The organism is Aestuariibius violaceus (assembly GCF_040779325.2).
In the GTDB taxonomy this organism is placed as follows: Bacteria; Pseudomonadota; Alphaproteobacteria; order Rhodobacterales; family Rhodobacteraceae; genus Aestuariibius; species Aestuariibius violaceus.
On the sequence record NZ_JBFONT020000001.1, the window covers coordinates 1058047 to 1082015 of the forward strand.

Annotated in this window: 25 protein-coding genes; 17 read left to right on the forward strand and 8 right to left on the reverse strand. The window is 61.4% G+C overall.

Going from position 1 to position 23969, the window contains the following annotated elements:
• Position 1: 1 nt before the first annotated feature.
• The 4 genes from AADZ90_RS05360 to AADZ90_RS05375 are packed head-to-tail and all read left to right on the forward strand — an operon-like array spanning position 2 to position 1934.
• Positions 2–208, forward strand: coding sequence for a DUF1737 domain-containing protein (locus tag AADZ90_RS05360; protein WP_367308780.1), 207 nt, complete (start codon positions 2–4; stop codon positions 206–208).
• Entirely contained in the window at positions 205–1230 is a 1026-nt protein-coding gene (locus tag AADZ90_RS05365; RefSeq protein ID WP_367308779.1) for a MaoC family dehydratase, read from the forward strand. Before AADZ90_RS05360 ends, AADZ90_RS05365 begins: the two co-directional genes overlap by 4 nt.
• Before the next feature lie 37 nt (positions 1231–1267).
• Positions 1268–1669, forward strand: a complete 402-nt coding sequence (locus AADZ90_RS05370; protein WP_367308778.1) for a TM2 domain-containing protein — start codon at positions 1268–1270, stop codon at positions 1667–1669.
• 31 nt (positions 1670–1700) lie between these two features.
• Positions 1701–1934, forward strand: coding sequence for a TM2 domain-containing protein (locus tag AADZ90_RS05375; protein WP_367308777.1), 234 nt, complete (start codon positions 1701–1703; stop codon positions 1932–1934).
• A 154-nt stretch (positions 1935–2088) separates the two neighbouring features.
• Here AADZ90_RS05375 and AADZ90_RS05380 read toward each other — a convergent pair whose 3' ends face one another.
• On the reverse strand, positions 2089–3057 hold the full coding sequence (locus tag AADZ90_RS05380) for an SDR family oxidoreductase (RefSeq protein WP_367308776.1): 969 nt from the start codon (positions 3055–3057) through the stop codon (positions 2089–2091).
• 429 nt (positions 3058–3486) lie between these two features.
• Between AADZ90_RS05380 and sdhC the strand changes: the two genes are divergently transcribed.
• The 4 genes from sdhC to AADZ90_RS05400 all read left to right on the forward strand — a co-directional run bounded on the left by sdhC (position 3487) and on the right by AADZ90_RS05400 (position 6509).
• Positions 3487–3870 (forward strand): succinate dehydrogenase, cytochrome b556 subunit, encoded by a 384-nt coding sequence (sdhC, locus tag AADZ90_RS05385; protein ID WP_367308775.1) that lies wholly within the window; start codon positions 3487–3489, stop codon positions 3868–3870.
• 10 nt (positions 3871–3880) lie between these two features.
• Complete coding sequence (gene sdhD / locus AADZ90_RS05390) at positions 3881–4252, forward strand: succinate dehydrogenase, hydrophobic membrane anchor protein (protein ID WP_367308774.1); 372 nt, start codon at positions 3881–3883, stop codon at positions 4250–4252.
• Positions 4253–4267: 15 nt separating this feature from the next.
• Complete coding sequence (gene sdhA, locus AADZ90_RS05395) at positions 4268–6070, forward strand: succinate dehydrogenase flavoprotein subunit (protein WP_367308773.1); 1803 nt, start codon at positions 4268–4270, stop codon at positions 6068–6070.
• A 121-nt stretch (positions 6071–6191) separates the two neighbouring features.
• Complete coding sequence (locus tag AADZ90_RS05400) at positions 6192–6509, forward strand: succinate dehydrogenase (protein ID WP_367308772.1); 318 nt, start codon at positions 6192–6194, stop codon at positions 6507–6509.
• Here the strand turns inward: AADZ90_RS05400 and AADZ90_RS05405 are convergent.
• Complete coding sequence (locus AADZ90_RS05405; RefSeq protein ID WP_367308771.1) at positions 6506–7609, reverse strand: glycosyltransferase; 1104 nt, start codon at positions 7607–7609, stop codon at positions 6506–6508. The genes AADZ90_RS05400 and AADZ90_RS05405 overlap by 4 nt on opposite strands.
• Before the next feature lie 86 nt (positions 7610–7695).
• Between AADZ90_RS05405 and AADZ90_RS05410 the strand changes: the two genes are divergently transcribed.
• The 4 genes from AADZ90_RS05410 (at position 7696) to AADZ90_RS05425 (ending at position 11775) form a co-directional block, all read left to right on the forward strand.
• Entirely contained in the window at positions 7696–8643 is a 948-nt protein-coding gene (locus AADZ90_RS05410) for a polysaccharide pyruvyl transferase family protein (RefSeq protein WP_367308770.1), read from the forward strand.
• 88 nt (positions 8644–8731) lie between these two features.
• Positions 8732–9511, forward strand: a complete 780-nt coding sequence (locus AADZ90_RS05415; RefSeq protein WP_367308769.1) for a succinate dehydrogenase iron-sulfur subunit — start codon at positions 8732–8734, stop codon at positions 9509–9511.
• 85 nt (positions 9512–9596) lie between these two features.
• A complete protein-coding gene (gene creD / locus AADZ90_RS05420) occupies positions 9597–10994 on the forward strand; it encodes a cell envelope integrity protein CreD (protein ID WP_411996949.1) in 1398 nt (465 codons plus the stop codon).
• On the forward strand, positions 10978–11775 hold the full coding sequence (locus AADZ90_RS05425) for an urea carboxylase-associated family protein (protein ID WP_367308767.1): 798 nt from the start codon (positions 10978–10980) through the stop codon (positions 11773–11775). Before creD ends, AADZ90_RS05425 begins: the two co-directional genes overlap by 17 nt.
• Before the next feature lie 76 nt (positions 11776–11851).
• Here the strand turns inward: AADZ90_RS05425 and AADZ90_RS05430 are convergent, their stop codons facing one another.
• The 5 genes from AADZ90_RS05430 to AADZ90_RS05450 all read right to left on the reverse strand — a co-directional run bounded on the left by AADZ90_RS05430 (position 11852) and on the right by AADZ90_RS05450 (position 16310).
• Complete coding sequence (locus tag AADZ90_RS05430) at positions 11852–12040, reverse strand: hypothetical protein (RefSeq protein ID WP_367308766.1); 189 nt, start codon at positions 12038–12040, stop codon at positions 11852–11854.
• Positions 12041–12170: 130 nt separating this feature from the next.
• Positions 12171–12881: a purine-nucleoside phosphorylase gene (gene deoD / locus AADZ90_RS05435; RefSeq protein WP_367308765.1), complete on the reverse strand. Its 711-nt coding sequence runs from the start codon at positions 12879–12881 to the stop codon at positions 12171–12173.
• Between the two features lie 67 nt (positions 12882–12948).
• Positions 12949–13272, reverse strand: a complete 324-nt coding sequence (locus AADZ90_RS05440; protein ID WP_367308764.1) for an H-NS histone family protein — start codon at positions 13270–13272, stop codon at positions 12949–12951.
• Between the two features lie 92 nt (positions 13273–13364).
• On the reverse strand, positions 13365–15320 hold the full coding sequence (locus AADZ90_RS05445; protein ID WP_367308763.1) for a methylmalonyl-CoA mutase family protein: 1956 nt from the start codon (positions 15318–15320) through the stop codon (positions 13365–13367).
• A 96-nt stretch (positions 15321–15416) separates the two neighbouring features.
• A complete protein-coding gene (locus tag AADZ90_RS05450; protein ID WP_367308762.1) occupies positions 15417–16310 on the reverse strand; it encodes a type IV pili methyl-accepting chemotaxis transducer N-terminal domain-containing protein in 894 nt (297 codons plus the stop codon).
• A gap of 265 nt (positions 16311–16575) precedes the next feature.
• Between AADZ90_RS05450 and AADZ90_RS05455 the strand changes: the two genes are divergently transcribed.
• The 5 genes from AADZ90_RS05455 to AADZ90_RS05475 all read left to right on the forward strand — a co-directional run bounded on the left by AADZ90_RS05455 (position 16576) and on the right by AADZ90_RS05475 (position 22793).
• Entirely contained in the window at positions 16576–17934 is a 1359-nt protein-coding gene (locus tag AADZ90_RS05455) for a 1-acyl-sn-glycerol-3-phosphate acyltransferase (RefSeq protein WP_367308761.1), read from the forward strand.
• 118 nt (positions 17935–18052) lie between these two features.
• Complete coding sequence (ccrA, locus tag AADZ90_RS05460) at positions 18053–19339, forward strand: crotonyl-CoA carboxylase/reductase (RefSeq protein WP_367308760.1); 1287 nt, start codon at positions 18053–18055, stop codon at positions 19337–19339.
• A 364-nt stretch (positions 19340–19703) separates the two neighbouring features.
• Positions 19704–20480 (forward strand): helix-turn-helix transcriptional regulator, encoded by a 777-nt coding sequence (locus AADZ90_RS05465; RefSeq protein ID WP_367308759.1) that lies wholly within the window; start codon positions 19704–19706, stop codon positions 20478–20480.
• 93 nt (positions 20481–20573) lie between these two features.
• Positions 20574–21206, forward strand: coding sequence for an acyl-homoserine-lactone synthase (locus AADZ90_RS05470; RefSeq protein WP_367308758.1), 633 nt, complete (start codon positions 20574–20576; stop codon positions 21204–21206).
• Positions 21207–21248: 42 nt separating this feature from the next.
• Positions 21249–22793, forward strand: a complete 1545-nt coding sequence (locus AADZ90_RS05475; protein WP_367308757.1) for an ATP-dependent DNA helicase — start codon at positions 21249–21251, stop codon at positions 22791–22793.
• On the opposite strand, the gene AADZ90_RS05480 is transcribed toward AADZ90_RS05475, so the two are convergent.
• Positions 22790–23911, reverse strand: coding sequence for a TauD/TfdA family dioxygenase (locus tag AADZ90_RS05480; protein ID WP_367308756.1), 1122 nt, complete (start codon positions 23909–23911; stop codon positions 22790–22792). The genes AADZ90_RS05475 and AADZ90_RS05480 overlap by 4 nt on opposite strands.
• Positions 23912–23969: the final 58 nt, after the last annotated feature.

The window sequence follows — 23969 nt, forward strand, 5'->3', positions numbered from 1 at the left end:
CATGCCCACGCTCTACCGCTTCCTCACCCACGACGACACGTCCGAGTTCTGCCACAAGGTCACCCAGGCCCTCGACAAGGGCTGGCAGCTCCACGGCAACCCGACCTACGCCTTCGATCAGGCCAACGGCGTCATGCGCTGCGGCCAGGCGGTGACCAAGCACGTCACCGCCGCCTATTCCCCCGACATGAAACTCGGCGACCAATGACCAAAACCAATCCCGGCCGCTTCTTCGAGGATTACCGCCTGGGAGAGACCATAACCCACGCCGTCCCCCGCACCCTCTCGGGCGGGGAACGCGCGCTCTACCACGCGCTCTACCCGGCCCGCCACGCGCTCCATTCCTCGGATGCGTTCGCGCAGCGCTGCGGCCTGCCGCAAAGCCCGCTCGACGACCTGATCGTCTTCCACACCGTCTTCGGCAAAACCGTCCCCGACATCTCCCTCAACGCCGTCGCCAATCTCGGCTATGCCGAAGGGCGGTTCCTCAGGCCCGTCTATCCCGGGACCACCCTCCGCTCCGTCTCCGAGGTGATCGGGCTGAAGCAGAATTCCAACGGCAAGTCCGGCGTCGTCTGGGTCCGCACGACGGGGCTGGACGAGGCCGACACCCCCGTCCTCAACTACGTGCGCTGGGTCATGGTCCGCAAATCCGACCCCGACGCTCCCGCCCCCGAAACCACCATCCCCGACCTCGCCGACCACGTGGCCCCCAATGCCCTGACCCTCCCCGACGGCCTCACCTTCGACCGCTACGACACCGCCCTCGCCGGAGAGCCCCACCGCGCCGCCGACTACCAGATCGGCGAAATCATCGACCATGTCGACGGCGTCACGGTTGAAGAGGCCGAACACATGATGGCCACCCGCCTCTGGCAGAACACCGCCAAGGTCCATTTCGACGCCACGAACCGAGAGGACGGCAAGCGCCTGATCTATGGCGGCCACGTCATCAGCCTGGCGCGTGCGCTCTCCTTCAATGGCCTCGCCAACGCGCAGATGATCCTCGCCATCAATGCCGGCGCCCACGCCAATCCTTGCTTCGCGGGCGACACTGTCCGCGCCTGGTCCGAGGTCCTGGACAAGGCCGATCTCGCCCCCGGCCTCACCGCCCTCCGCCTCCGCCTCGTCGCGACCAAGGGGGCGCCGGGTGCCCTGCGCGGGGACGACGGCAAGTACCTCGCGGACGTCCTGCTCGACCTTGATTACTGGGCGCTCATGCCTGCCTAGACAGCGGGTTCCCTCCACAGATGCAAAAAAGTCACCCGTGTCCGGCGCGCCACGTTTTAATCTGATTTATGCCGCAAAGTCCCAGAAGGTTGCGCCCGGCCGTGCCAGCGATACGCGGGCGGCCAAGGGAAAGACGACGGTTTTTGAAATGACGGCATTCGACAACGAAGAAAGATCGCCAAAATCCTACGGCACAGCGATCATCCTGTGTGGGATCTTCGGCGTCGTCGGTATTCATCATTTCTATCTCGAAGATTACCTGCATGGTGCGGTGGATCTGGGCCTGCTTATCCTAGGCCTCTACCTGCTTTACGGCTTGGGAAGCCCCATGGGGCTGCTGTTCCTGCTGGTCGACATCCTCCATTCCATGGTGATCTTCTACCTCCTCATCGTGGAGAAGTGGCGCGACGGCCAAGGCCGGCCGATCCGGCTTTCCTGATTGAAACCCCAGTAATCAAAGGGACATAACCATGACAGCAACGACCGATATGGGCGCCGTTTCCGAAAAGAAATTCGTGCCCGCAGTCCTTCTCTGCTTCTTCCTTGGCAGTTTCGGTGTCCACCGCTTCTACCTCGGCAAGATCGGCACCGGCCTCCTGATGCTCGTGACCCTCGGCGGTCTCGGCATCTGGACCCTGATCGACTTCGTCCGCCTCATCATCGGCTCGATGGGCGACAAGGAAGGCCTGCCGCTGGCGCGCTAAGGCTTTCTTTAGAGGCGCGCTACCGATGCGCGCCTCGCCGCTATCACCACCCCGCCCGGCGCTACCTGACCTCTCCAATCTTGTCATCCTCGGACTTGATCCGAAGATCTCCCCAGCTCAACGAGATCCCCGGTCAAGCCGGGGATAACGCTCCTCACCCGATCACCAACCCAAGCAGAAACGCCAGCGCAGGCACCCCGAAGAACACGACCTTCCGTGCCAGATCGGCATCGACGATCCATCCGTCGCTCGATGCGCGGTCCCCGAACCGTCCATCGGCGGTCGCTGGATGCTCCGCCGGGGTCTCGAGGTTGTCCTCGCGGTCCCCGGGCTCCGCCTCGTCCGATTTCTGCGTCTCCACGCCGTCCTCGGCCAGCTTCTTGTCGAGCCACGCGGGCAGCACCATCGTCCCGAAAACCAGCTGCATCACCGATTTGCCGACGAAGATCTCCCGCGCGTCGCCTTCCGCCGCTTTCATCACCGCCTTCGCCGCCAGCTCAGGCGTGTAGATCGGCGGTGCGGGCTGCGGCTTTTTCTTCATCCGGTTCCGTGCCCAGGTGAATTGCGGGGTGTTCACCGCGGGCAGCTGCACCAGTGCCAGCGACACGCCGCTTTTCTCCCGCATCAGCTCCGACGCGATCGACCCGGTGAACCCGTTGATCGCATGCTTCGCCGCGCAATAGGCCGACTGGAACGGCACCGGGCGATAGGCGAGGCCCGAGCCGATGTTGACGATCCGTCCCCGCTCCATCACGCGCAAGGCCGCGCGGGTGCCGTTGACCTGACCCATGAAGGTCGCGGCCACGATCTGCTCGAACTCCTCCGGCGGCATCTCGCGGAAGGGTGAAAAGGCCGTCAGCATGGCCGAATTCACCCAGACCGACGGCACGCCCAAGGTCTCCACGACCTCCTTGGCAAACCCCTCCATCGCGGCCGCATCCGCCACATCGACCGACGTCGCCAGCAACCGCTCCGCGCCGATCTCCTCGCGCATGGCCGCCAGCCGCTCTTCCCCGCGGGCGCAAACGGCCACCTTGTAGCCCTTGTCCAGCAGTGCCGAAACGACGGCCCGCCCGACCCCCGCGCTGCCGCCTGCCACCACCGCTACCCGATCTTTCGCCATGCCACCTCTCCATCTTGGTTGACCGCAAACAGATGGCGAAAGGCCGCAGTTCCCGGCCGGCACGATGTCGGCGAAAATCAACGATCCGCTATCCGGGGCGACCAGTGTTTCCGCCCGTTGCGCGCCGAAACCTCCGCCCGCCCGGTTAACGATGGCATTTCCACCCCCGATGTCCGACAGAAGTCCGACGGAATGCCGACCGATCGCCGACAGGGCGAAACGCCTATTAACCAAGGAAATCCAGCCGATTCGCGCGGTTTCCCCGTTGCCGGGCCAAACCCCCGCCGACCGCTCCGTTAACGAACGTGATCACAAGCGCCGGATTCTCCCGCCGCGACGCCATGCCCCCCGTGACAACTGGCTGGAATTGTTCCAGGTAAGGGCAGCCAGCGCGGAGCCTACCTGCCGCGCGCAGCGAAGGGATGATCCATGGCCGACGTGAACCGGGGCAACCGCCCGCTCTCTCCGCACCTGACGATCTACAAGCCGCAGATGACCTCGATGACCTCGATCTTCGTGCGCCTGACCGGCAACGCCCTGATCGTCGCCGCGCTGATGATCGTCTGGTGGTTTCTCGCCGCGGCGACCGGCCCGGAAGCCTTTGAAACCGCTGACGCTTTCGTCCGCTCCTGGTTCGGCGATCTGGTCCTGTTCCTGTCGGTCTGGGCGCTCTGGTACCACCTCCTGGGCGGTCTGCGGCACCTGATCTGGGACAGCGGCTATGGCCTCGACCTCGAGACGTCCTACACCATGGGCTATGTGATGATCATCGGCTCGGTCCTGCTCACCATCTTCACCGCCATCGTCGTCTAAGGAGCCTGACATGTCCTTCATGACCGACCGCAAACGCGCCATCGGCCTCGGCTCCGCCAAGACGGGGACGGACCATCACTGGTCGATGATGGTCTCATCGGCCGCGCTTCTGATCCTGATGCCGCTCTTCCTCTTCACCTTCGGCTATGCCCTTGGAAAACCTTACGAAGAGGTCATCGCCTATTACAGCCAGCCGCTGCCCGCCCTCATCGCCGCGCTCACCTTCGGCGTCGGCCTCTACCACTTCAAGGGCGGCGTTCAGGTCCTGATCGAGGACTATACCGCAGGCTTCACCCGCAAGCTCCTCATCGTTGTGATGAGCTGTATCAGCATCGCGCTTGCCGCGGCCGGCATCTTTGCCGTGGCCCGCATCGCGATCTAGGAAAGGATAACGATTATGGCCGCTTACGACTACGAGACGCATGATTATGACGTCGTGGTAGTGGGTGCCGGGGGCGCCGGCCTCCGCGCGACCCTCGGCATGGCCGAACAGGGCCTCAGGACCGCCTGCGTGACCAAGGTCTTCCCGACCCGGTCCCACACCGTTGCGGCCCAGGGCGGCATCGCGGCCTCCCTCGGCAACATGGGCCCCGACCACTGGCAATGGCACATGTACGACACCGTCAAGGGCTCCGACTGGCTGGGCGATACCGACGCGATGGAATACCTCGCCCGAGAAGCACCCAAGGCCGTCTACGAGCTGGAGCATTACGGCGTGCCCTTCTCGCGCACCGAGGACGGCAAGATCTATCAACGCCCCTTCGGCGGCCATACGACCGAGTTCGGCGAAGGCCCCCCGGTGCAGCGCACCTGCGCCGCGGCCGACCGCACGGGTCACGCGATTCTGCACACGCTCTATGGCCAGAGCCTTAAAAACAACGCCGAATTCTATATCGAATACTTCGCGATCGACCTGATCATGAGCGATGATGGCATCTGCCAGGGCGTCCTCTGCTGGAAGCTCGAGGATGGCACCTTCCACGTCTTCAACGCAAAGATGACCGTTCTGGCGACCGGCGGCTATGGCCGCGCCTACTTCTCGGCGACCTCGGCCCATACCTGCACCGGCGATGGCGGCGGCATGGTCGCCCGTGCCGGTCTGCCGCTTCAGGACATGGAATTCGTGCAATTCCACCCCACCGGCATCTATGGCGCCGGGTGCCTGATCACCGAAGGCGCGCGCGGTGAGGGCGGTTACTTAACCAATTCGGAGAACGAACGCTTTATGGAGCGTTATGCACCGACCTACAAAGACCTCGCGTCGCGCGATGTCGTGTCGCGCTGCATGACGTTGGAAATTCGCGAGGGCAGGGGGGTCGGCCCCGATGGGGACCATATCCACCTCAACCTCTCGCACCTCCCGCCCGAGACGCTGGCAGAGCGTCTGCCGGGCATCTCCGAATCGGCCAAGATCTTTGCCGGGGCAGATGTGACGAAAGAACCGATCCCGGTCTTGCCGACGGTTCACTACAACATGGGCGGTATCCCTACCAATTATTGGGGTGAGGTACTGAACTCCACACAAGATGATCCCGACCGGATCGCGCCTGGCCTGATGGCTGTGGGCGAAGCGGGGTGTGCCAGCGTCCACGGCGCCAATCGCCTGGGCTCCAACTCCTTGATCGACCTCGTGGTTTTCGGCCGCGCCGCCGCCATCAAGGCGGGCGAGGTGGTCGACGCCGCCGCCGCGCCGATGAAACCGAACCAGGCCAGCATCGACAAGGCCTTCGCCCGCTTCGATGGCCTGCGCCACGCCAAGGGCCAGACCCCGACGGCCGACCTTCGGCTCGAGATGCAGAAGGCCATGCAGAAGGATGCCGCCGTTTTCCGCACGTCGGAGACGCTCAAGGAAGGCGTTGAAAACATGACGGAAATCGCGGGCAAGGTCGACGACCTGTCCGTCACTGACCGGTCCCTCGTCTGGAATTCCGACCTGATGGAGACGCTGGAGCTGACCAACCTCATGCCCAACGCGCTCGCCACCGTCGTCTCCGCCGAGGCCCGCAAGGAAAGCCGCGGCGCCCATGCCCACGAGGATTTCCCAGACCGCAACGACGACGAATGGCGCAAGCACACCCTGGCCTGGGTCAATGGCGGGGTCGACCTCACCTACCGGCCCGTCCACCTCAACCCCTTGATGGGCCACAACGAAGGCGGCATCGACCTCAAGAAGATCGAGCCAAAGGCGCGGGTCTACTAAAGCCTCTGGCAAGATCGCCACGCCGAAAACCGCCGGTTCTGCCAGTTTTCACTTTTTGGCATGACCGGCGGAAAGCGAACCTGTATCGCTTTGATCCAGAACAAGAAAAAGACCTGATCAAATGTCGAAGCAGTCTCTTCTCGCCCTACCGTTCCTTCTGGTCGCCTGCACCTCGACGCCTGACACGGCCGACACGCTGGCCCGCGAGGCGGCCAAAAGCGTTGTCAGCGGCGTTGTCGCAACCCGCTTTCCAGGCCTCGACGTCGCCCCGGTCACCGACTGCATCATCGACAACGCCTCTTCCTCGGAGATCCTGACGATCGCCCGGGCCGCGCTGACAGGTCCGGACGCCCGTACGACGGAAACCATCGTTGCCATCGCGCAGCGTCCGGAGACAGTGCGGTGCATCGCGCAGAATGGATTTGATGTCTTTCTCTAGGCCAATCCCATGACCGAGCGTAGCTTGGCAATCGACTGATCAGCGGTGAAATGCGCAAGGACCCGTTCCCGGGCAGCGTCGCCAAGCTCTAGCGCAAGACTCTGATCCGAAAGAGCTTTTTTGAGATTGGCCGCCATTGCGGCCTCATCATGTTCGTCGCACAGAAGACCGTGGACACCATCCTCGATCGCTTCGGGGATGCCGCTATGGCGGGTTGTGATCACGCAATGACCGGCACACATCGCCTCAAGGATCGCAACGGGTAATCCTTCTGTATTCCCGTCCTCTGCCGTCACAGAATGCTGCAGGAAATAGGTCGCCTGTCCCATAAGAGCGCGAACACGGTCGTGACCTGTGCTGCCATGAAACCTGATCTGATCGGACCCCCCGGCGATATCTTTGCATGTCTCAAGAAGCGGCCCGTCCCCAACGAAGTCCAGCACAACATCAGGGTCATGCTCGGCCGCTTTTAGGAAGGCACGAACCGTGATGTCCGGGGCCTTCTTCTCGACAAACCGGCCCACGGCAAGGCACCGCTTCGGCTGCCGCTCTGACAGGGGGAAGTGTTCTGGCTCGATGCCGCACGGCGTAACGGTGATCTTATCGGCGGGGCAGCCTGCAGCGACAAGGTTGTCGGCAATAAAGCGCGACGGCGCGAAGATGCCCTTCGCGTCTTCGAAAAGCTTGGGATAGCGATTCTGCCATCTCTCCTCCCGCAAGGCGCGGGAGCCGTCAGACCCATGAAAATGAACATAAAGATCCACGCCTGCCATCTGCGTTGGCCGTCGCATCGCCACGCCTCGGGGGCCGAACTCGGCCATCAGAGTCTTGACGGAGTAATGCTTCAGAAACCGTGCGATGTGATGCTCTCTCTTGTTCCAGATTTTCCGGGAAAGCGCCGTTCCAAGCACCACGTCCTTGCCATCCGCCGACAGCGCGACAGGCTCGGCCCCGCCCGTCACCAGAACCGGGCCGGGCAGGGGGTCCTCGGGAAGATCGGTGCTTACAAAAACCGTGTTACCCGGCGCCAGTCTTCGGGCATGAAGCCGGATAAAGGTCGTGCTTGGTGCGTCGAAGCTAAGCGATGCGAGGGCAAACATCTTTTGGGTCCATACCTAAGCCTCGACCGGATACCGGTGATCTAAATCGCTGTCCATCCGGCTAAGTCCATGGCAGGACAAGCGTCATGCGACATATCCATCTGATCGATACCTCCATCGCGTCCGACAATCTGGGTGACGAGATCATCGTTGAAGAGTGTCGGCCATACATCAAGACCCTCTTCCCAGAGGCTTATATCACGACGTCTTCCGGCCACGATGGCCTCGGCCCATGGGGGCGCCAACTGGTTGAAAAGGCAGAGATCGCGTTTCTTCTCGGCACCAATGCGCTTGCCCCTCACGATCAGACAAAGCGGCGTTTCATCTGGACAATTCGCGAAGAGGATCGGCCGGTTCTGAAAAACAAGGTCGTTCTCTTTGGTGTGGGTGCAAACCGGGATTTTGATAAGGTGCTGCGGGTGCAACGCAAGCTCCTGGCCCAGGTTCTGTCGTCCAGATACGCTCACGCCGTCCGCGACAGCTCGGGTGGCAGAATCGTTGCGGCGTCGGGCAGGAAGGCGATCAACACGACCTGCCCGACGCTTTGGCGATATGCCGATTACTCTCCGTCTGTACCTGCCGAAAAACCTGACACCGTCTGCTTCACGTTGACCAAGCACAAGTCCGATCCGCTCGATGCGGAAATGGTCGCGATCCTCAAGGACACTTACCAGAAGCTCACATTCTGGCCCCAGCAGCCGCGAGACCTCGATTATCTGCGGGAACTCACCGATCTCTCAGGCATCACCGTTCTGCCAGCATCACTTGGCGCCTACGACGCTTACTTGGAATCGACCAGTACCGACGTCGTCGGCACGCGTTTGCACGGCTGCATCAGAGGATTGAAGCATGGGCATCGTGTCTTGGCGATCAGCATAGATAACCGCGCCCGCGAAATCGGTGCAGAGACAGGTCTACCGACGCTTGCTCGCGATGACATTCCCGCGCAGCTTGTGGAAAGATTGGCTTCACAATCGCGGCCTTCTCTAAGGATCCCCAGTGCGTCGATTAATCAGTTTCTCTCCCAGTTCTGATGCCTAGTGCGTCGATTTCTCTCGCATTTTCGGTTGGTGCTTCATCACGGCTTCGGCTAGGAAAATCCTGATGAGGAAAGGGTGATCGATGGTTCAGCTGACACTCCCCAAGAACTCCCGCATCCGGACCGGGAAAACCTGGCCCAAGCCGGACGGTGCGAGCAATCTGCGCGCGTTTCACATCTACCGCTGGAACCCGGATGACGGAAAGAATCCGCAGGTCGATACCTATTTCGTCGACCTCGACGATTGCGGGCCGATGGTTTTGGACGCGCTCATCTACATCAAGAACAAGATCGACCCGACACTGACCTTCCGCCGGTCCTGCCGCGAGGGGATCTGTGGCTCCTGCGCGATGAATATCGGCGGGATCAACACGCTCGCCTGTATCTACGGGATGGACGAGGTGCAGGGGGACATCAAGATCTACCCGCTGCCTCACATGCCGGTGGTCAAGGACCTGATCCCGGACCTGACCCACTTCTACGCCCAGCACGCCTCGATCATGCCGTGGCTCGAGACCAAGACGAACCGGCCCGAGAAAGAATGGAAGCAGTCGATCGAAGACCGCAAGAAGCTCGACGGGCTTTATGAATGCGTGATGTGCGCGTCCTGCTCCACCGCCTGCCCGAGCTACTGGTGGAACGGCGACCGCTACCTCGGCCCCGCCGCGCTGCTTCATGCCTATCGCTGGATCATCGACAGTCGGGACGAGGCGACGCCGGAGCGGCTGGACGACCTCGAGGATCCGTTCAAGCTCTACCGCTGTCATACGATCATGAACTGCGCGAAGACCTGTCCGAAGGGGCTGAACCCGGCAGAGGCGATCGCGAATATCAAGAAGATGATGGTCGAACGCATGGTCTGACGCCTGCACGAGGGCTGCACGAGCGGCCCTCAGCAGTCCAGCGCCTCCCATCTAGCGTGCCCTCCAAAAGCAATGGAGGGACATTATGCTTAGATCCGCCGGAATGCGATTTTTCATCGTCGGCCTGCTCGTCATCCTGATGTCGGTGCCGATGTTTCTGATCGGAGAACTCATCGGCGAGCGCGCCGACTACTCCCGCCAGACAGAGCGCGAGCTGGGCGCCGAATGGGGCGGGTCGCAGACGATCTTTGGCCCGCAGCTCGTCATCCCGGTCGAAGGGCCACACACCGTCGTCGAAGAGCAACAGCGTGTCGATCCGGTCACGCGGCGCGTCACGGTCGAAGCAGTTCAGCAGACCGAGATCATCCGCAAAGCGCCAATCTTTATCCTGCCCGACACCTTCGATTTCGACGCCGTGACCGAAAGCTCGGTCCGCAGCCGGGGGATCTTCGAGGTCCCGGTCTATTTCGCGCAGATCGATGCGCGATTCGACTTCGACCTCGACGACCTCGATGACCACCTCGGCGAAGGGGAGACGATCCTCTGGGAGGAGGCCAGGATCGAGATTGGCCTCGGCAGCAATCGCGGGCTGAGGGGAGAAACGGCTCTGATGGCCGAGGGCCGTGATCTATCGCTCGAGCCGCGCGGCGGGTCCGGCAACCGCGCTGGCATTCAGGCGGATACCGGCGATCCGCGAGATATCGACAGCTACGCCCTCAGCTTGGGGTTGAACGGTGCGCATTCCTTCGAGATCACGCCGGTCGGGCGCCGCACCTCGCTTGAAATGACAAGCGACTGGCCCGATCCGAGTTTCAGCGGGGCCTTCTTGCCGACCGAACGAGAGGTGACGACCGACGGCTTCACCGCCAGCTGGATCGTGCCGCATCTGGCCCGCAACCTGCCGCAGATCTCGCGCGCGACGGCCGAGGATCAGGCCCAAAGCACGACGTTTGGCGTCCGCTTCTACGAACCGAACGACCTCTACCAGAAGGCCTTCCGTGCCGCCCGCTACGGCCTTCTCTTCATCGCCTTCACCTTCCTGGCGGTGCTTCTGATCGAGAAAGGTAGCCAACGGCCCGCCCACCCGGTCCAGTACATCCTGATCGGGCTGGCCCAGTCGCTGTTTCTCGTCCTGATGGTCGCCTATGCCGAACAGATCGGGTTCGGCGCTGCGTATCTCTTGGCGAGTGCGCTAACCATCGGTCTCATCACCCTCTTCGGGGCGACAGCACTGAGGCTCGGCCGCCGAACGATCTGGCTTGGTGGGGCGCTGGTGACCCTCTACGGCGTTCTCTTCCTCATCTTGCGCAGTACGGATTACGCGCTCATCTCTGGCGCGACCCTTGCCTTCGCCGCTCTGGCGGGCACGATGCTCGCGACACGGAACGAGGATTGGTACGGGCCGAAGACGGAAGGCGGAAAGCGCCTCTTCGGTGGCCGCCCATCGCGAGCGAAGGATGCAGAGGATGCCGCACCCGCCTGAAGATGCCGACCGGCGGCGTACAGTGCCGCCGGTCATCGTCTATCCCAACGACAGCCTGCCGCGCCCCGATCCGGCGCGGCTTGCCCGTCTTCGCGAGGATCTGAAGATGGTGGGGAACGTGACCGTTCCGCCCCGGGAAGGACGCTGCATCGAAGTTCCCAAAGGCCACGTCTTCCGTATCTCCTGCCCGGAAGGATCGCAGGTCGGCGACCTCAACCTCTGGAACGTTGCGGACCTGTCCGAGCGGTTCTTTTCCGGAAAGACCCGCGCGCTGCATGGAACCCATGTCTCAACGGGCGACCGGCTCTGGTCGACCTTGCCGCATCTCCGCCCGATGGCCACGATCATCCACGATACGCTTGACTGGTACGGGATCGACGAATTTGGAGGTGGCGTCCACGACGTCATCGGAACCCGCTGCGATCCCTACACCCATGCGCTGCTGTCGGGCGGTGAGCGTTATGAGCATTGCTGCCACTCGAACCTCACCCGGGCGTTGGCTGATCATCTGGATCTCTCATTCGAAGATGTGGAACCGCACATCCATGACGTGTTGAACGTCTTCATGTGCACGGGCTTCATGCGCGATTCAGGGAAATACTTCATGAAGGCGAGCCCCGCTCGGCAAGGCGACTTCATCGAGTTCCTGGCCGAGATGGACTTGCTTATCGCCCTTTCCGCCTGTCCCGGCGGAGATTGCGGTGCGACCCATTCGAGCGATGAAGCGATCTGTCACCCGCTCAAGATTGAGGTCTTGAGGCCCGACTCGACGCTTTCATAGGTTCTTAAGGAATATGCCTTACGGTCGCGCTCAAAGGGCCAGCGTGGCATCCCGCAGGATGCCACGCCGAACTGCCTTACAGGCCGGAGGCAAGACCGTCGTCTTCGGCAGGGACCACAACAGGCTCTGGCTGGATCACCGTGCCATCCTTGGCAATGATCGGCTGGGGCTGGACGATCACGACCGGCTCGGGCTCGTTTCGGGCGCAGGCGGCAAGGAGGGCGATGCTTCCGGCGATGCCGATCAGTTTGAAAGTCTTGGTCATAAGGTGTGGTCCTTCTTGTCTTGAAGTGCAGCGCAACAACGTTGTTTCCTGCCAAGAGTTCCAGCGGGGAAGAAAGTCTTAGCGCATAATGGCCCAGACTTCGGGTGGAGGCAGGCAAGGTCCCGCCGCCCTAGGGCTCGGCTGTTGCCGCCGCCAATGCGATTTCAACCATTTCGCCAAAGGATCTTTCGCGCTCATCCGATGGTAAGGCCTCGCCCGTCAAAAGGTGATCGCTGATCGTCAAAACTGCCAGGGCACGGCAGCCATACCGGGCAGCGACGGTATAAAGCTCAGCCGCTTCCATTTCGACGGCGAGCACGCCGTGCCGCTGCATTTGTTCGTTCAGGTCCGGGCGTTCATCATAGAAGACATCCGACGAATAGATGCCTCCGACGTGAACCTTTGCATCCGTCTTTTTGGCCGCGGCCCAGGCGCTGTGAAGCAATTTCCAATCGGCGCATGGGGCATAATTCAGTTCTTTAAAGAAGCCGCACGACGGTGTGGAAATCGTCGACGCTGTCATCGCGATAACAAGGTCACGGATCGCGACCTCCTGTTGCATCGCCCCGGCGGACCCAATCCGGATAAGGGTCTTTGCCCCGTAGTCTCGCATCAGTTCATTGGCATAGATCGACAGGCTTGGCATGCCCATTCCTGACCCTTGGATCGTCACGCGACTTCCGTTCCATGTACCTGTAAAGCCAAGCATCCCGCGCACTTCATTCACGCAGGTGGCGTCTTTCAAAAAAGTCTCTGCCGCCCATTTCGCCCGCATTGGATCGCCTGGCATAAGGACGATTTCGGCAATCTCGCCTGGCTTTGCTCCGATATGAACGGTCATTTCTTTCTCCAGAAAATAGAAAGGCCCGGCTGCGGAGCCGGGCCTGCAACGCTTGCTGAGAATGGCCTCAGATCAAGAATTTGTCGAGCGATTGCCCCTTGGCTTCTGCATCGACGATCCATTTCGGGCGACGACCACGGCCGGACCAGGTTTGTGTTGGGTCTTTAGGGTTGCGATACTTCGCCGGGGCTTTGCTCGTCTGGCGCCCTTTGCGTCCCGACGCCTTTCCAGTGAGTTCGTCAAGTGTGAAGCCATGCTCGGCCGCAATCTTCGCAGCCTTGTCCCGCGCTTCTTTCAAATCGCGTGCAGCGGCCTGCTCAAGTTCCTTGTCGATGTCGGCGCGCAGCTGCTCGAGCTCCTTGCGCTTCATCTTGCTCAGATCAATTTTCATTCTGTTCTCCGGACTAGATGAAGTCCTAAAGACAGAAAATCGATCGAAAATCAAATCCTGAAATCTGAGATCGTGATTTGTTCGCGACTTGGTTACTCTGCCGCAATGCTTTCCGCAGAGGCCAGATCGACCAGGTCATTCATGATGTCCCCAAGACGAAAGTCTTTTGGCGTGTAGACTTTGGCAACCCCGATCGATTTGAGCCGTACGGCATCTTCGTCCGGAACGATGCCACCAACGACAACAGGAATATGATCCAGCTCCGCTTTTCGTAGTAATTCCATTAGTGTTTCAACCAAAGGTATGTGAGATCCAGAAAGAATGGAAAGCCCGATTACGTGGGGTGTTTCCGATCGCACGGTCTCTAAAATCTCTGCTGGTGTCAGGCGAATTCCTTCGTAGATAATCGCCATTCCGCAATCACGCGCGCGGCTTGCTATTTGTTCGGCCCCGTTGGAATGACCATCGAGCCCCGGCTTTGCTACGAGGAATGTCATGCGCTGGCCAAGCGTATTACTGACCGCATCGACCCGGGCCCGGATGTCGTCAAGGCCTTCGGTGCGATTTGATGGCAGCGGGCTGACACCGGTTGGCGCGCGGTACTGGCCGAAGACCTGCCGGATCACGTCCGCCCATTCGCCCGTCGTCGCACCGGCTTTCGCGGCTTCGATGGACGGGCCCATGATGTTGAGCCCTCGTTTCGCAGCTTCGCGCAGGGCGACGAGGGCCTTCTGAACCGCGTTGCCATCTCGCGCCTCCCGCCAGGTGGCAAGTCGCGCGATCTGGTCTGCCTCCGCCTCGGCATCCGCAACCATGATGGCATCGTCCCCGGCGGTGAGCGGGCTGTCCTCCCCCTCCTCCCAGCGGTTCACGCCGACGACTGTCGTCTCTCCGCTTTCGATCCCGCCGATCCGTTCGGCGTTCGATTCGACGAGGCGCCCTTTCATGTATTCAATCGCGCCCACGGCGCCGCCCATAGCGTCAATCTGGGCAAGTTCCGCGCGTGCACCGGATTTGAGCTCTTCAACCTTCGCGGCCACGACCGGGCTGCCGTCAAACAGATCCTCATACTCCAGAAGGTCGGTCTCATAGGCCAGCACTTGCTGCATCCTGAGCGACCATTGCTGGTCCCAAGGCCGTGGCAGGCCAAGCGCCTCGTTCCATGCAGGCAGCTGCACGGCCCGGGCCCGAGACTTCTTGGACAGCGTGACCGCCAGCATTTCGATCAGAATGCGGTATACGTTGTTTTCCGGCTGCTGCTCGGTCAGGCCCAGCGAATTGACCTGCACGCCGTAGCGGAAGCGCCGATACTTCGGATCCTCTACGCCGTAGCGGACCTGACAGATCTCGTCCCACAATTCCACGAAGGCACGCATCTTGCACATCTCGGTGACGAACCGGATGCCCGCATTCACGAAGAACGAGATGCGACCAACCATCGCCGGAAAGTCCTCCGGCGCGACCTTGCCCTTCAGATCATCCAGCACCGCCTGTGCCGTCGCCAAAGCGAAGGCCAGTTCCTGCTCCGGCGTCGCGCCTGCCTCCTGCAGGTGATAGGAGCAGATATTCATCGGGTTCCATTTCGGTAGATGCTGACGCGTATAGGCCGCCACATCGGTAATCATCCGAAGGGACGGCTCGGGCGGGCAAATATATGTTCCCCGGCTGAGATATTCCTTGATGATGTCATTCTGCACCGTGCCTTGCAGGGCACGGACATCCGCCCCCTGCTCTTCGGCGACCGCGATATAGAGCGCCAGCAGCCAGGGTGCTGTCGCGTTGATTGTCATAGAGGTGTTCATCTGATCGAGCGGGATGTCCGCGAACAGCATCCGCATATCGCCCAGATGACAGATCGGGACGCCAACCTTGCCAACCTCGCCACGGGCCAGTTCGTGGTCGCTGTCATAGCCCGTCTGTGTCGGCAGATCGAAGGCAACGCTCAGCCCCGTCTGACCTTTCGCGAGGTTGCCACGGTAAAGCGCGTTTGATGCCTCAGCCGTCGAATGACCGGCATAGGTCCGGAAAAGCCAGGGTTGGTCCGCCATTTTCGCCTCGCAACGATATTTCGTGTGCAAGGCGAAATACGACATAACCGGAAAGTTTGCAATCGCAGCATTCAGGTCCCACCGCCTGATGCCGGATCAGCTCACCAGTTGTTCGTAGGCGGTAACTGCGTCGTTCATTTTCTTGAGCAGCGGATCGGCCTGCGCCGCGATCGCTGCCAGTTCGTAGTCTGCGGCTTCCTGCATGTTGGCGACGCGGCGGATGATCGGCTGATAGTCGGCCCAGACCGCCTCGACCTCGTAGAGTTTCATCATAACGCCAGGCGGCGGCGCGGGCAGGGTCACTGTCGGCAGTCCGGTGATCAGTGCCGAAAGCGATACATCAAACAGATCCGCGGTCTTGTTCAAAGTCGCAGCGACCTCTTCCTTGTGCTCGCCGAAAGCGATCAGCCCGGCCTCCTTGGCCATCTTCTGGCTCAGCATCCGCTGACGTCCGGCGACGTTGATCGAAACGACGTGGCCGATGTGGACGTCCTTGTTGCCATAGACTTCGACGATCTGCTGGACGACGTTGTCGCAAAGGAACAACAGCTTGGTGTTCGTTTCAGCAACGTAGGCGATGTCCTCAGGCGTCACGGCATCGCGGTCTAGCATCCCGCGAACCTTGGCATCGAACGGCGTCCAGAGCTCCTCGACAGAGGAGATGCCCTCAATCACTTTCGCATCGTCTTCCAACGGCAGGCCAAGATCGGCGTCGCCATTGCGCAACCCGGCAAGCGCCTTGGTGAAGTCCGTATGAGAGACACGCAGCAGTTCCATGTGCCGCGTCTGCTCGACGTCGAGATGGGAGAAGACGGCGGCACGGCTCATGCGCTGGGTCAACATACGTTGCCGGCCGGACAGGTTGACCTTTCGTGCAGCTTCGGCTGCGGTTGCCGAATTTGCGCGCAAAGGTGTGAAGGCAGTGACAGAGGCAGCCGAGGCAAGCGTGATTAGGGCTTTACGTCGGGAGAGTAGTGGGGTGAGTGTCATATTAGTCGTCCCGTTCCATGGTCTGGATTGCAGCTTCGGGTTGAAGATAATTCACTTATACACGTTCAGGTTGTTAACCAATTAGGCGAAATGCGACAAGCCAGACTAAATTCGTCCGTTCCTTCGTCTTGGTCTTGTCCCGTAACTGCGGTTTTTTGGTCACAACCCTGCGTAGAACCCCTCCCTTTTGTAACATAATGTCGCGCCCATTATCTGGTTTGCCTCCGATTTACGCAGACCTGTTTCCCTGTCAGGGTCGACTGAGATGACCCAACCGGTGACGCTCCCCCTCTGGCTCCTTCTGGTGATTCTCGCTTTCGCAGCAGTCACAGCACTCAGTCATTTTCTGCTGCCATCGGTTCGCTGGTTTTTCCGCAAGCGGGCGGAGCGGGTCGTTGCCGAGCTCAACAAGCGCCTTGCCCGCCCAATTGAGCCGTTCAAACTCGCGCGCCGGCACGACATGATCCAAAGGCTTCTGTACGATCCCGAAGTGACCCACGCTGTCGTCGAAGAATCCCGGACGGAAGGCATCCCTGAAAACGTCGCCTTCCAGCAAGCACGGGCCTATGCACGCGAGATCGTGCCGTCTTTCTCGGCTACCGCCTATTTCTCTGTCGGTATGCGCCTGGCGCGCTGGCTTACAAATTCGACTTACGAGGTGCGTATCGGCAGCTTCGATCGGGATGCGCTTGTGACGATCGATCCTTACGCGACAGTGATCTTCGTGATGAACCATCGGTCCAACATGGATTACGTGCTCGTCACCTGGCTTGTCTCCCGCGCCTCGGCGATGAGCTATGCCGTCGGCGAATGGGCGCGGATCTGGCCGCTTTCGTCCCTGATCAAGATGATGGGTGCCTACTTCATTCGCCGCCGGTCTCGCGGGCACCTCTATCGGCGCGTGCTGGCGCGCTATGTGCAACTGGCCACAGAGAATGGCGTCACGCAGGCCTTCTTTCCCGAAGGCGGGTTATCACTTGATGGCTACACCGCGGCGCCCAAGCACGGTCTGCTCGATTATGTCACCCGCCGGGGGGAAGAGGGCCGTGATGTAATCTTCGTGCCGGTCGGACTCAACTACGACCGCGTTCTGGAAGACAGGGTGTTGATTGCCGCCCAAGGCCAGACCGATCGTCGTTTTGTTGTATCTAAAACGAAGATCGCCCGAGCGCTCCTGGGCCATTTGAGGCAGCGCCTGACTGGCCGTTTCGCCGGCTTTGGCATCGCGTCGGTGAGTTTTGGCAAACCGCTCCATCTTGCCGACTATACGGGTGATACAGAGGATCTCGCGCGGGAACTCATGGCTCGAATTACCGCCATCATCCCCATCTTGCCGGTGCCAATCACCGCGCGGGCCGTGCTTGAAGTGGGTGGCCCGGCAACACGGGCGCGCGTACAGGCGCTGGCCGAAACGGCGCAAGAACGCGACCGGCGCTTGCCCGTTTCCGATCCGGCCGATCTTTATCAACGCGGCATCGCGGCGCTGCGCCAGCGCGACCTGATCGTCGAAAATGCCGATGGTCCCTACCCGAAAGACGAGGGGGCACGGCGGATCCTTGCCTTTTATGCTGCATCTGCAGGATGGCCTTCGCAAGACTCCCTTGTTTCTGCAGTCGCAAAGTAATAAAATTGCGTATCATGGCTGGTTGAAGATTGCAAAGTTGCTTTAGCATCTGATATGGCCCTCTGAACCGCGCCGTTTTTCCGCAGCGCGGCGAAACGTCAGCGCAAGGAGACGCCTCATGGCCCTCGACACCTCCCCGGAGCCGCTCGCCTACGACGCTCCCGAGAAGGACCTCTACGAAATCGGCGAGATGCCCCCGATGGGCTACGTGCCGAAGAAGATGTATGCATGGACGATCCGGCGGGAGCGCCACGGCGAGCCCGACAAGTCGTTCGAGGTCGAGGTCGTGGATATTCCCGCGCTCGACAGTCACGAGGTGCTGGTGCTCGTGATGGCGGCTGGGGTGAACTATAACGGCGTCTGGGCCGGGCTCGGTGTCCCGATCAGCCCGTTCGATGTCCATAAGGCAGACTTCCACATTGCAGGCTCCGACGCGTCCGGCATCGTCTGGGCTGTCGGCGACAAGGTGAAAAGCTGGAAGGTCGGGGACGAGGTCGTCATCCACTGTAACCAGGACGACGGCGATGATGAGGAATGCAACGGCGGCGACCCGATGTATTCCCCCTCCCAGCGGATCTGGGGATACGAGACGCCGGACGGGTCCTTCGCGCAGTTCACCAACGTCCAAGCCCAGCAGTTGATGCCGCGCCCGCGCCACCTGACCTGGGAAGAGGCGGCCTGTTACACCCTGACGCTTGCGACCGCATACCGGATGCTGTTCGGCCACCATCCGCATGAACTGAAGCCGGGTCAGAACGTTCTCGTCTGGGGGGCCTCCGGTGGCCTTGGCTCCTATGCGATCCAGCTCATCAACACCGCCGGGGCCAACGCGATCGCCGTGATCTCGGATGAGGACAAGCGTGACTTCGTGATGTCGCTCGGCGCCAAGGGCGTCATCAATCGGAAGGATTTCGATTGCTGGGGCCAACTGCCTAAGGTCGGCACCGATGACTACAAGGCCTGGTTCACCGAGGTCCGCAAGTTCGGCAAGGCGATCTGGGACATCACCGGCAAAGGCGTCAACGTCGACATGGTCTTCGAGCACCCGGGCGAGGCGACCTTCCCCGTCTCCACCCTTGTGGTCAAGAAGGGCGGCATGGTGGTCATCTGCGCCGGGACGACGGGCTATAATCTCACCATGGACGCCCGCTACGTCTGGATGCATCAGAAGCGCATCCAGGGCAGCCATTTCGCGCATCTCAAGCAGGCGGCTGCCGCCAACAAGCTGATGGTGGAACGCAGGCTCGATCCGTGCATGTCCGAGGTTTTCCCGTGGGAGGACATTCCGGGCGCGCATATGAAGATGATGCGCAACGAGCATAAGCCGGGGAATATGGCGGTGCTGGTTCAGGCCCCGCGAGCCGGACTCCGGACGCTTGAGGACGCGCTGCCCGAGAACCTCTGATAGGTGCCCGATTCGAAGCCCGCCTCCTGACCGGGGGCGGGCTTGTCTTTACCCGGCGGGAAACACGCGTGCTTGCAGATCAGACACTTAAATTTTGCCACACCCGCTAAAAATGGGGGGTTTCAAACGGTGAATATTCGTGAATCCGTGCTCTTGCTATAGTTGTGTTAACAGTTTGTTAACTTCTTGAGGGAGAAGGTAGTGACGGGACAGGAATGGATATTGGACGTCCTAGCGGATCTGACCGCTTTTGCACGTCAGAACGGTTTGCCGATCCTTGCTGAGCAGCTGGGCGATGCAAGTTTGGTGGCAACCGCCGAGATTGCGTCCAATCGAAAGGGGCCGCAGGCCTCCAAGAGGACGTATGCCGCAAAAACTGAACAGTCTTTTGGAAGAACTGGAACAAGCGACCTCACTTGATGATCTCCAGCGGCATATAACTGCCCTGCGCGATCTCTACAGGGTCGACCATATCGTCTACCACTGGGTTTCCTCTGAGGGAGAGCAATACGGCTGCGGCACCTATTCGCGAGAGTGGGCGCGGATCTATGTGGAGCGGGACTATCTCCGCATCGATCCCGTCGTTATCGGATGCTTCCAGAGGTTTCATCCGGTCGATTGGAAGCGGCTCGACTGGTCCTCAAAAGCCGCCCGCGCCTTCCAGAAGGAGGCGCTCGAACATGGGGTCGGCAATCAGGGTTACTCGATCCCGATCCGCGGGCCGAACGGACAATTCGCGTTGTTTACGGTGTCGACTCAATGCTCGGACGATGAGTGGGAAACATTTACCGAGAAGCACCGGCGTGAGCTGATCCTGGTCGCGAACGTCTTCAATCAGAAGGGACTGGAGTTTGAAGAGACTCGGCTTCCCGAAGCGTCGAAAAGCCTGTCGCCACGAGAGGTCGATGCGCTGACGTTCCTCGCGATGGGCTACAGCCGTGCGCAAGTCGCCGACACGCTCTCGATCTCGGAACACACGCTCCGCGCCTATATCGAAAGCGCGCGGTTCAAGCTCAACGCGCTCAACACCACCCATGCGGTTGCTCGGGCCATGTCGCAGGGCCTGATCGTGATCGGCGCGACAGCGCCCAACGCCTTGGGTGGATGGCCCGGCCGGCTTCCGGAGCGACGGGCGTCCTAGAACCTGTTGCGCCTCAAGCGCACGTAGTCCTCAACGATCGTTAGCGATCGCCTCCCTACCGTCCTGTCACCACGGACGGCACAGGGTAACGATATGCTACGCTATCTTTTCGGCGACGAACTGAACGATCATCCGCAACTCCGCGATACGATGTTCCGCGACCGCACGACGCAGTTCCGCGATCGTCTCGGCTGGGAGGTCAGCGTGGACGCAGACGGCTTTGAGCGCGACGAGTACGACGATCTCAACCCCCTTTACGTGATCTGGCAGCGGCCCGACGGTCGGCACGGTGGATCTGCCCGCTTCTTGCCCACGATCGGTTCGACGATGGTCGAGGATCACTTCTCCCACATCGCCGATATCGCCCATCTGAAAAGCCCGTTTATCTGGGAATGCACTCGGTTTTGCCTCTCGCCCGATGCGGATTCGCAGGTTGCGGGCCTTCTGATGCTCGGCGGCGGCGAACTCATGCGGGGCTTCTCGGTCGAGCATTTCCTTGGCGTCTTCGATGCCCGTATGATCCGCATATACCGGATGATCGGTGCGTCTCCCGAAGTCTTGGGCAGCCAGGGCGAAGGCCGCGACCGTATCAGCGTCGGCCTCTGGTCGTTTACCATGGAAGACCGCGATCAGGTTCTCCAACGCGCAGGCGTGAGTTCCGAATTGTCGGAGCATTGGTTCGAACAGCATTTTGGGCAAAACAGCCTGACCGCGCTAACTGCTTGAACACCGCTGGCTCCCAACTGGCGACCGCTCTAAGGTCGTCACATGGCGCTCCCCGCACACGACCTTTCCGACGATCAAGCCGAGGCTTATGACGCCGTAACGGAGCTTCTCCGTTCGGCCGGGATCGACCTTGATCAGGAGATGCTGACGCCCGCCGACACGCGCGACGGCTCATCGGTTCTCGCAATCACAGGCAAGGCCGGGTCGGGTAAAACGCTGCTTCTCGCACGGCTCTACCACGCGCTCGAAGAGCTCGGCGTAGAGGTCGTCTCCGGCGACTACGAGGGCCGCCGCCGAAAGGATCGCCGAACCCTCGCCATCCTCGCGCCCACCAACAAGGCGGCCAGCGTCTTGCGCAACCGCCGCGTCCCAGCGACCACGATCCACCGTATTCTCTACACGCCGGTCTATGACCCGGAGTACGAGACGATCGCCGACTGGCTGGCCGGGCAGGGCGACCGGCCCGAAATTGAGGGCCTGAGCGACGAGGCCCTCGAACGCGCGCGTGTCTCCTACGAGAACCACCGGTCCATCCCCGCTGCGCTCGCCGCTGCCGGCCTCCGCGGCTCCGACTTCATCACCGGCTGGAAGCGGCGGGAAGAACCGCTCGATATCGGCTTCGTTGACGAAAGCTCCATGCTTGATCCCAAGCAATTCGAGGACCTGCAGGAGATTTTTCCAACCCTCGTCCTCTTTGGCGATCCCGCCCAGCTCCCTCCGGTTCAGCCGAAGGGGGAGGGGACCGGCATGGTCTTTGAAGCCCTCCCGCCGACCCGCCGCCGCGAGCTGTCCCGCATTCACAGGCAGGATGCGGATAACCCGATCCTCGATCTCGCCCATGCGCTGGCAGACCCGAATGTCGACTTTCAGCGCTTCGAGGACATGATCCAGGACGCCGCCCGGAGCGACACCCGTGTCGTCTGGGCCGAACGGGTCGAGGCCGATCTGATGGCCCGCTCCCCCGTCCTTGTCTGGCGCAATGCGACCCGCATCCGCCTGATCCACGCTTTCCGCGCCGCCTATGGCGCCCCGGAGGACGAACTGCTCGAGGGCGAACCGTTGATCTGCGACGGGATCGAATTGCCGCTGAAGCACCGCAAGAAGCGCCTCGATCTTGAGGCGCGCGGTCTGATCAAGGGCGCGCAGGTCATCTACCTCGGCCCCGGCCGTCGCCCCGGCTTCTCCCGCCTGCACGTGATCGGCGCGGAGGATCCGCAGGTCTCGGCCGCCTCCATCGTCAAGATCGAACAGCAGGATGGCGAAGAGCCGTTCATCCCCTTCGCCGCCCGCATGGGGGCGACGTTCCTTCATGGCGCGGCAGTGACGATCCACAAAGCGCAAGGCTCCCAGTGGGACCGCGTCCAGGTCTTCGCGCCGGACCTCTACGCCGCCGCCCGCATGGGTCGGGTGGAGGCGGGTCAGCCTCTCTGGAAACGCCTCGCCTATGTCGCGATCACCCGCGCCGAGACCCAGCTGCGCTGGGTCGTCCGGAACCGGCTGGCCAAGCCAAGCGGCGCGCTTCGCATCGACGACCTGCAAGCGGCCCCAGCGGCTTTCACGCTCGAAGCGGAAAGTGCGGATCCCTAGCCTGCGCCCATCGCACGTGCGAGCACCCGGATCCGACTGTCCCACTCGCCCCGGTCCACGTAGCAGCCGTGCAGATGCCGAAAACCGGTAGCCGGATCGAATGCCTCGCGCCCGTGGAGCACCCGGCGGTTGTCAAAAATGACCATCTCTCCCGCAGAGAGACGCAGGGAAATCACATAGCCAGGATCGCGCGTCAGCTCCATCATCTGACGGTAGGCGCGGTAATAGGCGGGCATGATCCCAGGATCCAGATCGAGGATATCTGCGATGTGAGCGTTGCAGCAAAGCTCGCTGACCTGCCCGTCCTCATTAAGCGTCAAGACCGTCTTGCGGGACCGGATGTCCGTCTCGGCATCCTGAAACCTGAACGGCACCCGAACCGTCGACAGCAGCTCGAACCCGTCAGGATCTTGAGCTTTCAGACGCTCTGCCACGGCGATCCCGTCGCAGAACACCGACCCGCCACCCTCTGCCTCGTTCGCTAGGCAATGGAGGAACTGATAGCCCGGCGGCAGCTCCTGATTGGGCAGATCGGTGTGGAGCGGCAATGCGTCCGCCGTATAGGCAAGGTTGTTGGGATCGGGCTTCGATACGACCTCGAAGGTTATGCCGAAATTGGTTTCCCGCAGATGCCCGACCCGCCGCGCGATGGCCTCCCCGGCGTCCACGTCGTCAGCCAAGCCGTCCACGATCGATAATCCAAAGGCTTTCGTTTTGCGCAGCCAGCTGGAAAGTGCCGCATCAGATGTGAGGACCGCCTCCGCAGAGGTCCGCGGTACACCGTCCGGCCCCAGCTCTGCCCGCCAGACCTTCAACGGCACATCCGCTGGGTCCGCTCGCGACACACCGGGGCGGTGCGTCCTGATCCAGTCGAGGTCGAACCGGCTTGACCGCTCCTCTCCCGGCCATCGAAGCAACAAGGCACCGCCCTCGATCTCGGCCGCTTCCGGGGCGATGTCGGGCGGCACGGTCATCAGATCGAAGTCCCGCTCGCCGGTCATTGGGTGGAACCCCGCCGGATCGGTGTCGCGAAGCCAGATATACGGGAATTGCCCGATCAGCCCGTCAGGCCATCGGATCTCGAGGTTGTCGGCCCCGCGTGTCAGTGAAGGGAACATGCACATCTCCGTCTGTCGGTAAGGTCGCGTCACACACGACCCCGACCGGCGGTGGCCA

Excerpts from the sequence above, each read along its gene's own strand:
- AADZ90_RS05360 (WP_367308780.1), top strand. The coding sequence starts at position 2 with ATGCCCACGCTCTACCGCTTCCTCACCCACGACGACACGTCCGAGTTC.
- AADZ90_RS05365 (WP_367308779.1), top strand. The coding sequence starts at position 205 with ATGACCAAAACCAATCCCGGCCGCTTCTTCGAGGATTACCGCCTGGGA.
- AADZ90_RS05375 (WP_367308777.1), top strand. The coding sequence starts at position 1,701 with ATGACAGCAACGACCGATATGGGCGCCGTTTCCGAAAAGAAATTCGTG.
- AADZ90_RS05380 (WP_367308776.1), bottom strand. The coding sequence starts at position 3,057 with ATGGCGAAAGATCGGGTAGCGGTGGTGGCAGGCGGCAGCGCGGGGGTC.
- sdhC (WP_367308775.1), top strand. The coding sequence starts at position 3,487 with ATGGCCGACGTGAACCGGGGCAACCGCCCGCTCTCTCCGCACCTGACG.
- sdhD (WP_367308774.1), top strand. The coding sequence starts at position 3,881 with ATGTCCTTCATGACCGACCGCAAACGCGCCATCGGCCTCGGCTCCGCC.
- sdhA (WP_367308773.1), top strand. The coding sequence starts at position 4,268 with ATGGCCGCTTACGACTACGAGACGCATGATTATGACGTCGTGGTAGTG.
- AADZ90_RS05400 (WP_367308772.1), top strand. The coding sequence starts at position 6,192 with ATGTCGAAGCAGTCTCTTCTCGCCCTACCGTTCCTTCTGGTCGCCTGC.
- AADZ90_RS05405 (WP_367308771.1), bottom strand. The coding sequence starts at position 7,609 with ATGTTTGCCCTCGCATCGCTTAGCTTCGACGCACCAAGCACGACCTTT.
- AADZ90_RS05410 (WP_367308770.1), top strand. The coding sequence starts at position 7,696 with ATGCGACATATCCATCTGATCGATACCTCCATCGCGTCCGACAATCTG.
- AADZ90_RS05415 (WP_367308769.1), top strand. The coding sequence starts at position 8,732 with ATGGTTCAGCTGACACTCCCCAAGAACTCCCGCATCCGGACCGGGAAA.
- creD (WP_411996949.1), top strand. The coding sequence starts at position 9,597 with ATGCTTAGATCCGCCGGAATGCGATTTTTCATCGTCGGCCTGCTCGTC.
- AADZ90_RS05425 (WP_367308767.1), top strand. The coding sequence starts at position 10,978 with ATGCCGCACCCGCCTGAAGATGCCGACCGGCGGCGTACAGTGCCGCCG.
- AADZ90_RS05430 (WP_367308766.1), bottom strand. The coding sequence starts at position 12,040 with ATGACCAAGACTTTCAAACTGATCGGCATCGCCGGAAGCATCGCCCTC.
- deoD (WP_367308765.1), bottom strand. The coding sequence starts at position 12,881 with ATGACCGTTCATATCGGAGCAAAGCCAGGCGAGATTGCCGAAATCGTC.
- AADZ90_RS05440 (WP_367308764.1), bottom strand. The coding sequence starts at position 13,272 with ATGAAAATTGATCTGAGCAAGATGAAGCGCAAGGAGCTCGAGCAGCTG.
- AADZ90_RS05445 (WP_367308763.1), bottom strand. The coding sequence starts at position 15,320 with ATGGCGGACCAACCCTGGCTTTTCCGGACCTATGCCGGTCATTCGACG.
- AADZ90_RS05450 (WP_367308762.1), bottom strand. The coding sequence starts at position 16,310 with ATGACACTCACCCCACTACTCTCCCGACGTAAAGCCCTAATCACGCTT.
- AADZ90_RS05455 (WP_367308761.1), top strand. The coding sequence starts at position 16,576 with ATGACCCAACCGGTGACGCTCCCCCTCTGGCTCCTTCTGGTGATTCTC.
- ccrA (WP_367308760.1), top strand. The coding sequence starts at position 18,053 with ATGGCCCTCGACACCTCCCCGGAGCCGCTCGCCTACGACGCTCCCGAG.
- AADZ90_RS05465 (WP_367308759.1), top strand. The coding sequence starts at position 19,704 with ATGCCGCAAAAACTGAACAGTCTTTTGGAAGAACTGGAACAAGCGACC.
- AADZ90_RS05470 (WP_367308758.1), top strand. The coding sequence starts at position 20,574 with ATGCTACGCTATCTTTTCGGCGACGAACTGAACGATCATCCGCAACTC.
- AADZ90_RS05475 (WP_367308757.1), top strand. The coding sequence starts at position 21,249 with ATGGCGCTCCCCGCACACGACCTTTCCGACGATCAAGCCGAGGCTTAT.
- AADZ90_RS05480 (WP_367308756.1), bottom strand. The coding sequence starts at position 23,911 with ATGTTCCCTTCACTGACACGCGGGGCCGACAACCTCGAGATCCGATGG.